Origin of the sequence: Ancylomarina salipaludis, from assembly GCF_004122035.1 — a bacterium.
Classification (GTDB): Bacteria; Bacteroidota; Bacteroidia; order Bacteroidales; family Marinifilaceae; genus Ancylomarina; species Ancylomarina salipaludis.
This window is the reverse complement of sequence record NZ_SAXA01000001.1, coordinates 150,402-164,546: the sequence shown is the minus strand read 5'-3', so window position 1 is coordinate 164,546 and position 14,145 is coordinate 150,402. Positions and strand designations below refer to the sequence as shown.

14 protein-coding genes are annotated in these 14,145 nt (G+C 34.8%); all 14 read left to right on the top strand.

Features of this window, described 5'->3' with window-relative positions:
• Nucleotides 1-3: 3 nt before the first annotated feature.
• The 14 genes from EO244_RS00735 (at nt 4) to EO244_RS00670 (ending at nt 14,129) form a co-directional block, all read left to right on the top strand.
• Nucleotides 4-939 (top strand): glycosyltransferase family 2 protein, encoded by a 936-nt coding sequence (locus EO244_RS00735; protein WP_164977375.1) that lies wholly within the window; start codon nt 4-6, stop codon nt 937-939.
• A gap of 81 nt (nt 940-1,020) precedes the next feature.
• Nucleotides 1,021-2,106, top strand: coding sequence for an EpsG family protein (locus EO244_RS00730; protein WP_129251968.1), 1,086 nt, complete (start codon nt 1,021-1,023; stop codon nt 2,104-2,106).
• An 80-nt stretch (nt 2,107-2,186) separates the two neighbouring features.
• A complete protein-coding gene (locus tag EO244_RS00725) occupies nt 2,187-3,101 on the top strand; it encodes an ATP-grasp fold amidoligase family protein (RefSeq protein ID WP_129251966.1) in 915 nt (304 codons plus the stop codon).
• Nucleotides 3,102-3,107: 6 nt separating this feature from the next.
• Nucleotides 3,108-4,559 (top strand): nucleotide sugar dehydrogenase, encoded by a 1,452-nt coding sequence (locus tag EO244_RS00720; protein WP_129251965.1) that lies wholly within the window; start codon nt 3,108-3,110, stop codon nt 4,557-4,559.
• A gap of 105 nt (nt 4,560-4,664) precedes the next feature.
• Entirely contained in the window at nt 4,665-5,771 is a 1,107-nt protein-coding gene (locus tag EO244_RS00715; RefSeq protein ID WP_129251963.1) for a glycosyltransferase, read from the top strand.
• Nucleotides 5,761-6,615 (top strand): glycosyltransferase, encoded by an 855-nt coding sequence (locus EO244_RS00710; RefSeq protein WP_129251961.1) that lies wholly within the window; start codon nt 5,761-5,763, stop codon nt 6,613-6,615. The genes EO244_RS00715 and EO244_RS00710 overlap by 11 nt, the downstream gene beginning before the upstream one ends.
• On the top strand, nt 6,612-7,757 hold the full coding sequence (locus EO244_RS00705) for a glycosyltransferase family 4 protein (protein ID WP_129251959.1): 1,146 nt from the start codon (nt 6,612-6,614) through the stop codon (nt 7,755-7,757). Before EO244_RS00710 ends, EO244_RS00705 begins: the two co-directional genes overlap by 4 nt.
• 88 nt (nt 7,758-7,845) lie before the next feature.
• A complete protein-coding gene (locus EO244_RS00700) occupies nt 7,846-8,895 on the top strand; it encodes a hypothetical protein (RefSeq protein ID WP_129251957.1) in 1,050 nt (349 codons plus the stop codon).
• 14 nt (nt 8,896-8,909) lie between these two features.
• Nucleotides 8,910-9,530 (top strand): sugar transferase, encoded by a 621-nt coding sequence (locus EO244_RS00695; protein ID WP_129251955.1) that lies wholly within the window; start codon nt 8,910-8,912, stop codon nt 9,528-9,530.
• Nucleotides 9,531-9,582: 52 nt separating this feature from the next.
• On the top strand, nt 9,583-10,500 hold the full coding sequence (locus EO244_RS00690) for a methionyl-tRNA formyltransferase (RefSeq protein ID WP_129251953.1): 918 nt from the start codon (nt 9,583-9,585) through the stop codon (nt 10,498-10,500).
• Between the two features lie 30 nt (nt 10,501-10,530).
• Nucleotides 10,531-11,133 carry a sugar transferase gene (locus tag EO244_RS00685; protein WP_129251951.1) on the top strand — a complete coding sequence of 201 codons (603 nt, stop codon included), beginning with the start codon at nt 10,531-10,533 and terminating at the stop codon, nt 11,131-11,133.
• Nucleotides 11,123-11,788, top strand: coding sequence for an acetyltransferase (locus EO244_RS00680; protein WP_129251949.1), 666 nt, complete (start codon nt 11,123-11,125; stop codon nt 11,786-11,788). The genes EO244_RS00685 and EO244_RS00680 overlap by 11 nt, the downstream gene beginning before the upstream one ends.
• Nucleotides 11,789-11,871: 83 nt before the next feature.
• Nucleotides 11,872-12,942: a GNAT family N-acetyltransferase gene (locus EO244_RS00675; RefSeq protein WP_129251947.1), complete on the top strand. Its 1,071-nt coding sequence runs from the start codon at nt 11,872-11,874 to the stop codon at nt 12,940-12,942.
• Between the two features lie 50 nt (nt 12,943-12,992).
• A complete protein-coding gene (locus tag EO244_RS00670; RefSeq protein WP_129251945.1) occupies nt 12,993-14,129 on the top strand; it encodes an aminotransferase class I/II-fold pyridoxal phosphate-dependent enzyme in 1,137 nt (378 codons plus the stop codon).
• Nucleotides 14,130-14,145 lie beyond the last annotated feature (16 nt).

Below are 14,145 nucleotides of genomic sequence, written 5' to 3'. Positions count from 1 at the left end.
ATGATGTCTGATTCTGTCGCTATTTCTATTATTGTTCCGATTTATAATGCTGAAGAGTTTCTGAAAGAGACTGTTGAAAGTATATTATCTCAGTCGTTTTCAGAATTTGAACTTCTTCTGATAAATGATGGTTCAACAGATCAAAGTCAAAATATCTGCGAAGCATTTATGGAAAATGATAAACGGGTCAGGTTGGTAAATAAGGCAAACGGAGGTGTTAGTTCAGCTCGTAATGTGGGAATTAAGAATGCTCTTGGAACCTATATCTTTCATGTTGATGCGGATGATATTTTGCGCCCCGATGCTTTATTAAATCTGTACAACGAAGCGAGCCGTACCCATGCAGATATAATCGTTGCGAATTATATTTTGAGAACCCTGAATAATGATGAAAAAGTCATAAAGCATAGAGTTGTTCATTCTGCTGAAGAATTTTTGAGGGGAATGCTTTTGGGGGAGTTTCATGCCGGTTTGTGGAATAAACTAATTAAGACAACCTGTTATGAAGGCTTATCTTTTGATGAGGATGTCAGCTGCATGGAGGATAAGCTGATTTTAACTCAAATTTTACTTAAAAGTCCTCGTATCTCATTTTTGGATGATGAGGTGTATATCTACATACAGAGAAGTTCATCTCTGACCAATAATATAAGTTTAAAAACACTTTCAAGTATCGAGAAGGTCATTGAGCAGATTGATAATTTGCTGAAAGACAAAAAACTATTTGAGAAGTCTTTGGCTAAGATTAAACTGGATTATAAGATCAAGCTACTTAATAACAGTCATATTTTAAAAACAGAACAGGTTAAGAATAAATTTAAAGAGGTTAATTCCAATATTTTAAATCGAGATATGATACCTCTTTATTATAGAGTTTTGTTGTGGTTTGAGTTTCGCAATATTTCTTTCCTAACACAAGTTTTTAAAATCTTACGATAAATATCCTGAGTAGAGAGTCCTGTGTCTTTTGTTTCATGCGTACTCTTAAGATTTATTAAATGAAAAAGCGATTCGTGTAAAATGGATTATTATGATCTTTTTAACTGGATTCTGATCGGATGCATCATCTTGTCATGTTTGGCTCTGATGTTTAGTCACAAATCTTATGAAGAGAGTGTTGTGAGTAAAGTTCTGATACTCTCATTCTGCTTGTTATGTATATTTTATTGGGGCGTTAGACCGAGTTTTGTTGGTACCGATACTGGTTATTATATAAGGCGATTTAATTTTGCGATAAGCTATTCATCTTTAGGTGATTATTTTAATTATATAAGCGGCGACTATTTTTTTGGATTTATTGTTTATTACATTTCGCGTTTGGGGAGTATTACTTTCTATTTTATTTCGATAGCTTTTTTTACAATGCTGGGCTTTTATGTGTTTTTTATGAAGCTCGCAAGGTATCATACCCATGCCATACTAGCTTTACTGATGGTTGCCAGTATGTTTTCATTTCCAGGTATGCTATCCAATATTATAAGAAATGGTCTTGCAATTTCGTTCTTTTTACCTTGTACTTACTATACTTTACAGAAAGATTATAAATATGCCGTTTTATGGGGATTAGCTTCTATTCTTTCTCATGAAAGCATCTTGTTACCCATTATTGGCTTGTTAGTGATTCATTTTGTGCGCTTGCCATTAAAGTATTATTTGCTTGGTTATTTGGCTTGTTCACTAATGGCTTTTGCAAATATTGGTTTGCATTCGTTTGGTTTCATCTTTGATTTTGATATCGAAAAACTAAACCATTACATGAATGCAGAAATTGATATTTATAAAGTCGGATTTCGGATTGATTTTTATCTCTTTAATACGCTATTCTTGTTAGTTTTTTTGGCTCTGAGAAATAGCAGTATAGCCTTTGATCGTTACTTAAAGCTTTACATTTTTTTAAGCTCTGTATTTTTTCTTTGTTTTCATATTCCTTTTTCAGATCGGTTTGGGATATATAGCTGGGTTTTTATTCCCATAGTCCTGTTTTTAGGTACTGAACATTACAATCCCAAGTTTAGATTTGCTTTTTCGACCTTGGCGACTTTCATGCTTTATTTTATAAATCAACTGGTTTATATGTATATGAATGTTCCAACACCAGATAATTAAACTTTGGGCGAGTATTTAGTTTTGGCTGTTTAGAATAAGGAATACAGACTTCTCTTCTGTTAAATTTAATATTCTATATTATGATTAAATTTCCTAAGAAAAAAGAGATTTTTGAATCTAAGTTTTGGAGTTTCCTATTTAGAATTTACTTCAAGATTGAGACTTTTCTGAGTAATGATATTTTTTATGCGAAAAAAAAATACAGAAAGGTCTATGGACGAAAACTCGATCTGAGAAAGCCCCAATATTTTCACGAAAAATTGCAATGGCTTAAATTGTATGATAGAAAAAACATTTATATACAATGTGCCGATAAGCTGGCTGTCAGAGATTATGTGAGGGAACTTGTTGGCGATGAGTATTTGATACCAATTCTTAGAGTTTATGAATCCTCAAAAGAACTGGATTATAGTAATCTGCCAGAGGAACAATTTATTTTGAAATGTAATCATAACAGCGGATCATATACGATTGTCAAAAATAAAGATGTAATTGATTGGTCTCTTCAACGAACCATCTTCCATAACTTGCTAAGACAGAATTATTACGAGCAAGGCAGGGAGTGGCAATATAGGGATATCAAGCCCCGGATTATTGCTGAAAAATTATTACTCAACGAAGATGGCAGTATCCCTTTTGATTTTAAATTGTTTTGTCTTAATGGGCATGTTGAATTGGTACAAGTTGATTTGGATAGAGAAGAGAATCATACCCGCAATTTGTATGATCTTGATTGGAATTTATTGCCTTATACGTATTGTTATCCTAACGGAAGACCGGTGAAAAGACCCGAACGATTTGATGAAATGGTTCGTTTAGCAGAACGGCTTTCTAAAGCTTTTCCCTTTGCTCGTGTCGATTTTTATTATTGTCAGGGGAAGGTATTTTTTGGGGAGATTACCTTTCATCCCGAAGGTGGCTTTGGCGTCTTTGATGATGATGAAGTCGAGTTGTCTTTAGGCAAAAAATTGTGTTTGGAATATACAAATAACTAATCGGTTATGATACCCAATAAAGTTAATTCAATTTGTTGTATTGGTGCAGGTTATGTTGGTGGTCCGACGATGGCCGTTATAGCCAAACAGTGTCCGCATTTAAAAGTCACAGTTGTAGATGTAAATAAGGATCGAATTGCAGCCTGGAACGATGAATGTCTGGATAATCTGCCCATATATGAACCAGGGCTTAGCGAAGTTGTAGCTGAAGCCAGAGGCAGGAATCTGTTCTTTTCTACTGATATTGTCAGTGCGATAAAAGAATCTCAAATGATTTTTATATCGGTAAACACACCGACCAAAACTTATGGTGTAGGAAAGGGAATGGCAGCCGATTTAAAATTTGTTGAACTGTGTGCGAGGCAGATTGCTGAAATTGCAAATGAAGATAAAATTATTGTTGAAAAATCGACCTTGCCTGTACGCACAGCTCAGTCGATTAAGCAAATTTTGTCAGCTTATCAAAATGGTTGTCAATTTCGTGTTCTATCCAATCCTGAATTTTTAGCGGAAGGGACTGCCATATCAGATTTGCTGAATGCGGATAGGGTTCTGATTGGAAGTGAGGATGATGAACTGGGAAAACGAGCTGAAGAAGCCTTGGTTGATATTTATTCCCACTGGATTCCTAAAGAGCGAATCATTAGAACCAGAATTTGGTCAAGCGAATTGTCTAAGTTAACTGCAAACGCTTTTCTGGCACAAAGGGTTTCATCAATTAATGCAATATCTGCTTTGTGTGAACAAACAGGTGCCGACGTTGACGAAGTTGCACATGCAATCGGAATGGATAGTCGAATCGGATCTAAATTCCTTAAAAGTTCAGTTGGTTTTGGCGGGTCTTGTTTTCAAAAAGATATACTGAATTTGGTGTATTTATGCCGTCATTTTAATCTTCCGGAAGTTGCTGATTATTGGGAACAAGTCGTTCATTTAAACGATTATCAGAAACATCGGTTTTCGAAAAAGATAATTGATACGCTTTTCAATACAGTTTCAGGTAAAAAGATTGCTTTTTTAGGTTGGGCATTTAAGAAGAATACGAATGATACGCGCGAGTCGGCGTCAATTTATATCGCTGACGAACTGCTGCAGGATCAGGCAGAAATACATATTTATGATCCTAAAGTCAGTGAACAACAGATCTTTTCTGATTTGGAATTTTTGCAGAATAACAGGAGAGAGTATCATTTGAATAATACAAGTCAGTTCGAGGCGATGAGTATGGATAAAATAAGAAAATTGGTTCATGTGCATTCTGATCCTTATGCAGCTATGCATAAAGCTCATGCGATAGCTGTATTAACTGAATGGGATGAGTTTAAGACTTACGATTGGCAAAGAATTTACAAGGATATGTTAAAACCTGCTTTCACATTCGACGGTCGGAATATTTTGTCGAAGAGGATGTTGGATGAGATTGGTTTTGAGACCTATAATATTGGAAAAGGCGATTAACCAGATTGTGTTCATTTTTATTTAAACGTGTTGTGATACAATGGTATACTTGAATGAGGAGTGAGAAAATATCTTTTGATATAAAAGGCATAAGCGTTGTACGGTATGAAAAGAATTTTACATGTGGTTGGAGGAATGAATCGGGCAGGAGCAGAGACCATGCTGATTAATTTGTTTAGGCATATTGATCGGAGCAAGTTTCAGTTTGATTTTATTTATTTCACAGATGATGAATGTGATTACGACAATGATATTTTGGCATTGGGTGGTCGGATTTTTAGAATTACAACGACGAATGCACTTGCTAAAATGTATCAGTTGTATAAGATTTTAAGAAAGCAAGGGCCATATATAGCCATACATTCGCATACCAACTATAATTCATTTATGTATCATATACCTGCTTGTTTGGCAGGGGTAAAGAATCGAATTACACATTCGCATTGTTCCAATTCTCTTTATTCTAAAAGCAGAAGTGGGAGAGCATATTTGCGAGTGTCTGAAAGATTGAATCAGTGGTTTACAAATCGGTTTATTGCCTGTGGTAAAGCAGCTGGACAATTTTTGTTTCCTAAGGTAGACCAATCGAAGATTACGATTTTACCTAATGCCTTAAATTTAAATACTTACATAAATCCGGATTTGAATCAGTATTTGAGTATCAAGGATGCATCTTTAACGGGTGAATCTACCCCTTTGATTGTTCAGATTGGTCGTTTAAGTACGGTTAAAAATTTTGATTTCACGATTGATTTCGCTGCATATTTGAAGGGTATTGGAAAGCCATATCAATTTGCATTTCTTGGTAATGGAGAATTATGGGAAGAGCTTTCTCAAAAAGTAAACAAGCTCGATTTGAATGATTGTGTTCACTTTATGGGTGTACGAGAGGATATTCCTCAGATATTAAATGAAGCTTCTTGTGTGATTATGCCTTCTCTGTTTGAAGGTTTCCCGGTTGTGCTTGTCGAAGCTCAGGCTTCTGGAACCCCATGTTTAATTTCCGATACAATATCCAAGGATGTTGACTTTGGTTTAGGGTTAGTTCATCGGTGTTCTTTAAACGCTTCTTTTAAGGATTGGGATATGGCCTTAGATCGTGTTTTGGCTGGCTCAACGGTTTCTAAGGATGAAATTGAAGAGGTTTTAACTGAGAAGGGCTTTTCGGTTACGAAAAGTGTCCGGCAATTGGAAGGTATTTATGAAGCATAACTCAAAAGTTTTAGTTTCTATTGGGATTCCGTTTTACAATTCAGAGGCATATCTGGATTTTGCGATACGATCGGTATTGAATCAAACTTACACGCATTGGCAGTTGATTTTACTAGATGATGGTAGTAAGGATTCTTCTCTTTCAATAGCAAAAAAATACCAGTCTGATCCCAGGGTCACTGTCGTTTCTGATGGGCTAAACAAGGGGCTTCCTGCCCGACTAAATGAACTCTCATTATTGGCGGAAGGGAAGTATTATGCCAGAATGGATGCCGATGATATCATGTTTCCCAATAGAATAGAAACTCAGGTGAAATTCCTGGAAGAAAATCCAAATTTGGATGTCTTGGGATGTTGTGCCATTTCTATTGATACTCAAAATAATATCGTGGGGAAACGTAATTGTCAGAAAAAAAATGGGTTTTCGAAACAGGAAATTATTCAGAATGGCTGTTTCATTCATCCTTCAGTTATGGGCAAGAGATCCTGGTTTGTTAAGAACACCTATAATATAGAATACCGAAGATCTCAAGATCTTGAATTGTGGATGAGAACGGTGGACTCCAGTGATTTTCATGTTCTCGATGAACCGATGATTTTTTACAGGGAGGTAGGGGTTCCAACTTTTAAAAAGTATTACCAATCCGTACGTGTAGTTTTGAGTATTTACAATAAATACATGGATAGAAAAAAAGTCCTTTTCTATTTTAAACTGGTGTTGAAGCTGCTTATTTATTTTCTGTTTTATGTGGCGAAGCAAACAGACTTTTTAATTAAAAAGAGGTCTGAAAATTTAAGCAATACGTCTAATTATTACGATATTCTGCATAGGAGTACTTTATGAAGAAGCCGATTTTTTTAATTGTAACAACTGTTCCGCAATCGCTGCAGTTTTTTCGTGGACAAATTCAATTCCTCAAACAAAAATTTGATATAGAAATACTGTCTAGTTCAGGAGAGTGGATGACTAGAATTTGTGAAAGAGAAAACGTGAAGGGGCATGTGGTTGAAATGGAGAGAGAAATCTCAATTTTCAAAGATATTTGCAGCCTGTTTAGGATGCTTGTGACCATGCATCGAATTCATCCTGATATTGTTCACGGCAACACACCCAAAGGGGGATTTATCTGTATGCTTTCAGCTTTTTTGTTGAGAATTCCAAAGCGTATCTATTACATTCATGGATTGAGATATGAGGGGACAACAGGATTGAAGAGAAAGCTGTTAATGAAGATGGAAAGTTTGTCCTGCTGGTTTGCGACGGATATTATTGTCGTTAGTAAAGGAGTGATGAAGAGTCTGAAAAAGGATGGTATCACCAAAAAACAGACGAATTTAATTCATCATGGTAGTATTAATGGTATAGATAGTAGTCAGTTTTCTTTAGAAACCATTAAGGATGTCAAATGTATAAGAGAACAATTTGGGATTCCACATGATGCTTTCGTTTTTGGTTTTGTGGGGCGTATTGTAAAAGATAAAGGCATTAATGAGTTGATTAAGGTTTTTGTTGATCTCAATCAAAAATATATGAACGTTTTTTTGTTGCTGGTTGGGAAAATTGAACTCAAAATAGATCCAATTTCGCTTGATAACCAAGAGGAAATTAAAAGCAATTCTCATATTATTTATGCGGGGGTTCAATCTGATGTCAGGCCATTTCTCCGAGCAATGAATGTGTTTACTTTCCCGAGTTACAGAGAAGGATTCGGAATTTCGTTGATGGAAGCTCAAGCTATGGAGATCCCGTGTATTTCATCAAATATTTCGGGTTGTAATGAAATTATCCAGGATATGGAGAACGGTTTTCTTATTGAGCCAAAAAATGAGATTGGCTTGTTTAAAGCCATGGAAAAATTATTATTAGATACCCACTTATATACTTCAATGAAGAGGTATAGCCGTAAAAATGTTGTTGCCAAATATGAACAACAAAAAGTCTGGCAAAAAGCATTGGAAACCTATACGTATATTGCTAACTATTAGAGTTTATCGTGTGTTTTTGGTTTTGATGTTTAATTGAATTTTATAAAATATTTCGAAGTCATATTTTTTCGTATCAATAATTTCGGGTATGTCCACTAAAGAAATTGGTTCAAATTTTCATACGTATACTTTTTCAAAAGAAACGGATTTTATTACTTGCCACGAGAATGCTTACTATTATGGCTGTGGCAGATGTGCTGTTAATGCATTGATTAAATATCATCTGAAAAAAAAACTTTGGAAAAGGCTTTTTGTCCCTGAATACTACTGTTATGAAGTAATTGATTCTATCAAATCAACAGGTATTGAAATTGTATTATATCCTGATTATCCTTTAGCAAATGACAATGCCTTGATAGAGGATATCAAATTTCGGGAAGGAGATGTCCTTTTAAGAATGAATTATTTTGGATTGCGAAATTTCCGGGATAATTCTACTATTGATGCAATTGTGATTGAGGATCATTCGCATGATTTGTTCTCAGATTGGGCATATAAAAGCAATGCTGATTGGTGTGTTGCATCATTAAGAAAAACAATCCCTATACCTGACGGAGGTATTCTGTGGTCAACTAAAAATGATATTTCATGCATTGAAGAACCCATTTCAAATTCAGATCATGCTAAACTTTCTGAAGATCGTTGTTTGGCAATGAATATGAAGAAAATGTATTTAGACTCTGTTGGGAATGTTGATAAAAAAGGATTTATGGAGATATTTCGTCGTACAGAAATGAAATTGGGGAGTTGTAAATGTCCGGCATTGTCATCTGTTTCCAAAGAAATAATTAAAAATATTCCAATTTCTATTGTCAAAAAGAAATATGATAATTACAGCAGGCTGGCTAAGATTCTATCTCTGGAAAAATGCACGATTTTAAAAGGCGAAAATCATGCATCACCTTTTTCTCTTGTTTTACTCTTCAATTCAATGGATGACAGAAATGCTATTAGAGAAGCATTAATAAAGAACAAGATCTATTCAGCAGTGCTTTGGGAAATAAAAAGTGAAAAGGCGAATCATGATATTATCAGTTTTTCGCAGAGAATGTTGTCCCTGCCGATTGATTTTCGTTATTCTGAATCTGATATATTCTGGATGAGTCAAATTGTGAATAATGAGTTGTTGAAAATATAGGTGATGATTTTTGTATGTACTTGAGATATTTTAAGCCAGTATTTGATTTCACGATAGCGTTTGTCTTATTGATTGCACTTTCACCTATTTTTCTAATCATATATTTCCTGTTGCTTTTAACAGGTATCCACAAGCCATTTTTTTTACAAGAGCGTTCAGGCTATAAAGGTCAATCTTTTTTGATTATCAAGTTTAGAACAATGACAGATAAAAGAGATCGTTCAGGTAAATTATTACCAGATAAAGATCGTTTGACTTTTATAGGAAAAATCATACGGAAATTATCGTTTGATGAAATTCCCCAACTCATAAATATATTAAAAGGTGATATGAGTTTAATTGGCCCACGCCCCTTATTGCCCAGATATTTACCTTATTATACAAAAAAGGAAAGTTTGAGACATACAGTCAAACCCGGTATGTCAGGTTTAGCTCAGATCAACGGGGGAAATACTCTCGACTGGGACACAAGATTGGCTTTGGATATTGAATATATTACTGATATCACTTTTAAAAATGATTGTATAATTCTGTTAAAAACAATAAAAATGGTTTTGTTCTCTGATGGAAGCTGTGTTGATCCCAGATCAGTTATAAAAGATTTAAATGATGAAAGGGGAGGTGACATTAATTAGTACAAATTAAGTAGAGACTTACTCTTGAACTGAGTACTAAGATTTGTTTTTTATGAAAATTCTTTTTTTTGGCATACACGAAATTGGACAAAGGTCTTTGGAAAAGCTACTTTGTAGAGATGAGGTTGAAATTGTTGGTGTTGTCACCAAATATGATACTGTTTTTCAAACATATTCGGTTTCTGATTTTGCAAAAAAAAATCATTTACTGTGCTATTCTTTAAGGTTTATCAACTGTCAGTATGTTTTTAATTTATTCAAGAAGCTTGAGTTTGATTTAATCGTAGTTGCAGGTTTTCATTTAATCATTCCGGAAGAAATTTTAAACTTAGCAAAAACAGCAGCTATCAATCTACACGATTCTCTACTGCCCAAATATAAAGGACCCAATGCATCCAAGTGGTGTATCATAAATGGAGAGAAAAAAACGGGTGTTACAGTTCATCAGATGTCCGGTAAAATTGATGAGGGAAAGATTATTGCACAAAAGGAAGTTGAAATTTTGCCTGTTGACACAGCGGGAACTCTTTTTAGTCGATTGGCTTCTATTGGATCTGATTTATTGGTTGAAGTGGTGTCTTTAATACAGAAAAACACACTCAGTTATCTTAATGTTAATGGAGCATCTCCTACTTACTATTCTTATCCAACAATAGACGATTTGAGAATAAAATGGAATTTATTGAGTGCTAATCAAATTTATTGTTTAGTAAGAGGACTGAATCCAAGTCCCGGTGCATTTTTCTTTTATAATAATGAAAAGTATAAGGTTTTTGAAATGCAGATATTATCCTCGAAATCTCACTTAAAAGAAGGAACTATTATAGAGTTGTGTGATGATTATTTCATTGTGAGTACGTTGACATGGAATGTTAAGATTAATAATTTAAGAAAACAGATCCATTCCGCTTATTCAATAAGGGAGTTTATTGATGAAAACCGTTTAAAGGTTTTTGATATTCTGATGTAAGTTATTGTATTCTAACCTAATGTTTTAGTTATGTATGTATCAGTTATAAAGCCTGTTATGGATTTCATTCTAGCCTTGTTTCTTCTTGTTTTATTTTCACCTCTTCTTTTAATCGTGTACATACTGATTGCCCTTAAAGGAAATGGTAACCCGATCTTCTATCAGGAACGACCAGGACTTCATGAAAAACCTTTTAAGATCATAAAATTTAAAACGATGACTGATGAAAAAGGAGCAGATGGAAACTTACTACCTGATGAAGCTCGTTTAACGTCTTTGGGAAGAATAATCAGAAAAACCTCAATCGATGAACTTCCGCAACTAATTAATGTGTTAAAAGGGGATATTAGTTTAATTGGTCCTCGTCCTTTGGTGATGAGGTATTTACCCAGATACAATAAAGAACAGGCACGGCGTCATAACGTAAAACCAGGAATTACAGGTTGGGCGCAAGTTAATGGACGAGATGCAATTTCCTGGAACGAAAAGTTTAGTTTAGATATTTATTATGTAGATCATGTCAGCTTTGGCCTTGATTTAAAGATATTTTTCAAAACAATTATTCTTGTTTTGCTAGGCAAAGATGAAAGTCCTGCAAATTCAGATATAATGGAGGAGTGGTATGGTAACTAAAAATAAACAATACTTATTGTATGGAGGTAGTGGACATGCTAAAGTCATTGCCGAATGTATTGAAGCGAACCATCAATTAGTGGGAGGTGTTTTTGATGATAATCCGGATTCAAAAGGATTAAAGAATTTACCTTTTTTGGGAGAGTATAAGATTAAAAATCATAATCATCCACTGATTGTTGCTATAGGTGACAATAAAATTCGGAAAATGATTGTCGAAGAGGTTAAAAATCTTTTCGGATCAATCTGCCACCCATCCTCGTGTATTTCACCAACAGTAAAAATTGGTGAAGGAACTGTCGTTTTTCATAATGTTATTCTTCAGGTTGATTGTGTTGTAGGCTCGCACGTTATTCTTAATTCAGGAGCTTCAATCGATCATGAATGTAGTTTAGGTGATTTTGTGCATATATCACCCAAGGCCACTTTATGTGGGAATGTGAAAGTCGGAGAAGGGACTCAAATAGGTGCCGGAGCGACAATACTACCGGGAATCAGGGTAGGCAACTGGGCTACCATTGGGGCTGGTGCTGTGATTATAAGAGACGTGCCTGATTTCGCTATTGTTGTTGGAAATCCGGGTCGGATTATCAGGTATTATGAACCTGCAAATAACAAATTTTGGCCTTTTGGCGAATCCATTAGAACCAAGTAGGATTGGTTTCAATAATTTTTTTAGAACGGTTTCTATTGTGAGGAAACATAAACAACACGTAATTATTATCTGAATAAAAAAAGATGAAAATACTTTCGGCTAAAATAGAAGGTGATTATTTGACTTGGTTAAATATTTGGAGGCAATGGGATGGTAAAGAAATATTTGCTCACCCTGATTATCTTAATCTATTTGATGATTATTCTCATGCGATGTGTGCTGTGGTTTCTAGGGATAATCAAATGGTCATATACCCTTTTTGTTTGAGAAGTCTTTCTGGGGATCTTAATATAAATATGGATGGTATTTCATATAGCGATATTATTTCGCCATATGGTTATGGGGGCTTGTATCAGATAGGTAATGGTAATTTTGAATATTTAATCGAAGAGTTTTATTTAAAGTTTAATGATTGGGCTGTTTCACAAAATGTGATTAGTGAATTTATTCGTTTTGATCTTTTTAGTCAGAGTCGTGAAAAGTATAATGGCGAAATTTCGTACAATAATGATAATGTTGTTTGTGACTTAAGTAAAGGCAAAGATGTCATTTGGAATGAATTTAAAGCAAAAGTTAGAAATAACGTGCGAAAAGCAGTTAAGAGTGGAATTAGCCTAAAATTAGACTTTAGCGGAGAAGATATTGAAGCATTTCTTGAGATCTATTATGCAACAATGGATAGGCGTCAGGCTGAAAAACAATATTATTTTAAGAAAGAGTTTTTTGAACGTATCCATGAAAAGCTAAAAGGCAACTTTGTTTATTTTTTGGCTATTAAAGATGATAAGCTTGTTTCAGCAGACCTGGTTTTAATCTCTGATCTACGTATTTATTCATTTTTATCAGGAACTGATAGCGATGCCTTTCAATATCGCCCCAATGATTTTATTAAATATCAAATCATTAACTGGGGGGTTGATGCGGGAAAAACGGATTATATCCTTGGTGGTGGCTATAAACCAATGGATAGTTTATTTAATTATAAAAAGGCCTTTGCTCCTGAAAGAATTTTACCTTTTTATGTTGGTAAAAAAATATACAATCCTGAAATGTATGATCTTCTTGTAGAATCTAAAGAACAGGAACTCCTTGATAATTTTAATGTCGTAGATAAAAAGTCAGAGTTTTTTCCATTGTATAGAAGGAATGGATAAGAGAAGTCTATCTGACTCGATTCAATTTAACTCAGTCTAAACTTATTTGTATGCAGAATAGAATATGGCTTTCATCACCTCATATGGGAGGTCGTGAGATGGCTTATGTGCAAGAGGCATATGATATGAATTGGGTTGCTCCTTTAGGGCAAAATGTGGATGAATTTGAGAAATCCATTGCTGCCTATACGCATTCGGCCTATGCTTCAGCTTTAAGTGCCGGAACCGCTGCCCTTCATTTGGCTTTAATACTCCTTGGTGTGGGAAGAGGAGATGAGGTGATTGCTCAGGATTTTACTTTTTCAGCCACAATTAACCCCATTTGTTATTTGGGGGCAAAGCCTGTGTTTGTCGATTCTGAAATAGATACATGGAATATATGTCCTGTGGCGCTCAAAGAAGCTATTGAAGATAGAATTTCAAACGGAAATAAGCCCAAAGCAATCATTCCTGTTCATTTGTACGGGATGCCGGCTAAAATGAAAGAAATTCATGATATTGCTGATTTTTATTCCATCCCAATTATCGAAGATGCGGCGGAAGCCTTAGGTTCCAGTTTGAAAAGTAAGATGATGGGAACTTGGGGGAAATTGGGTGTTTTATCGTTTAACGGGAATAAAATAATAACCACATCAGGAGGAGGTGCTCTTATTTCTGATGACTTGAATTTGATAGAAAAATCACGGTTTTTAGCGACTCAAGCTCGGGATAATGCCTTGCATTACCAGCATAGCGAAATAGGCTACAATTATCGGATGAGTAATATTGTAGCAGGTATTGGCAGGGGACAAATGGAAGTTTTAAATGATAGAGTTGCTAGACGAAGAGAGATAAATGCCTGGTATAAATCTTTATTAAAGGATGTGGCTGGTATCCGTTTCCAAATGGAACCCAATGCTAATTTTTACTCCAACTATTGGTTAACAGCCATTATTGTTGATCCTAAAATAACAGGTGGGATTACTAAGGATGATATTTATTTGGCTTTGGAAAAAGAAAATATTGAATCTCGTCCACTTTGGAAACCCATGCATTCCCAGCCTGTATTTTTTGATTTTCCTTTTTACAAGACTGGCGTTTCTTCTTATTTATTTGAACATGGTTTATGTCTCCCTTCAGGGAGTAATATGACCGATGAGGATTTGGCACGCATAGCTAAAACTCTGAAGGCAGTACTTAATTTTTAAAGTGCAATAGATTTTT

What these genes read in the sequence shown, in the direction of transcription:
- EO244_RS00735 (WP_164977375.1), top strand. Translation starts at nt 4, where the DNA reads ATGTCTGATTCTGTCGCTATTTCTATTATTGTTCCGATTTATAATGCT.
- EO244_RS00730 (WP_129251968.1), top strand. Translation starts at nt 1,021, where the DNA reads ATGGATTATTATGATCTTTTTAACTGGATTCTGATCGGATGCATCATC.
- EO244_RS00725 (WP_129251966.1), top strand. Translation starts at nt 2,187, where the DNA reads ATGATTAAATTTCCTAAGAAAAAAGAGATTTTTGAATCTAAGTTTTGG.
- EO244_RS00720 (WP_129251965.1), top strand. Translation starts at nt 3,108, where the DNA reads ATGATACCCAATAAAGTTAATTCAATTTGTTGTATTGGTGCAGGTTAT.
- EO244_RS00715 (WP_129251963.1), top strand. Translation starts at nt 4,665, where the DNA reads ATGAAAAGAATTTTACATGTGGTTGGAGGAATGAATCGGGCAGGAGCA.
- EO244_RS00710 (WP_129251961.1), top strand. Translation starts at nt 5,761, where the DNA reads ATGAAGCATAACTCAAAAGTTTTAGTTTCTATTGGGATTCCGTTTTAC.
- EO244_RS00705 (WP_129251959.1), top strand. Translation starts at nt 6,612, where the DNA reads ATGAAGAAGCCGATTTTTTTAATTGTAACAACTGTTCCGCAATCGCTG.
- EO244_RS00700 (WP_129251957.1), top strand. Translation starts at nt 7,846, where the DNA reads ATGTCCACTAAAGAAATTGGTTCAAATTTTCATACGTATACTTTTTCA.
- EO244_RS00695 (WP_129251955.1), top strand. Translation starts at nt 8,910, where the DNA reads ATGTACTTGAGATATTTTAAGCCAGTATTTGATTTCACGATAGCGTTT.
- EO244_RS00690 (WP_129251953.1), top strand. Translation starts at nt 9,583, where the DNA reads ATGAAAATTCTTTTTTTTGGCATACACGAAATTGGACAAAGGTCTTTG.
- EO244_RS00685 (WP_129251951.1), top strand. Translation starts at nt 10,531, where the DNA reads ATGTATGTATCAGTTATAAAGCCTGTTATGGATTTCATTCTAGCCTTG.
- EO244_RS00680 (WP_129251949.1), top strand. Translation starts at nt 11,123, where the DNA reads ATGGTAACTAAAAATAAACAATACTTATTGTATGGAGGTAGTGGACAT.
- EO244_RS00675 (WP_129251947.1), top strand. Translation starts at nt 11,872, where the DNA reads ATGAAAATACTTTCGGCTAAAATAGAAGGTGATTATTTGACTTGGTTA.
- EO244_RS00670 (WP_129251945.1), top strand. Translation starts at nt 12,993, where the DNA reads ATGCAGAATAGAATATGGCTTTCATCACCTCATATGGGAGGTCGTGAG.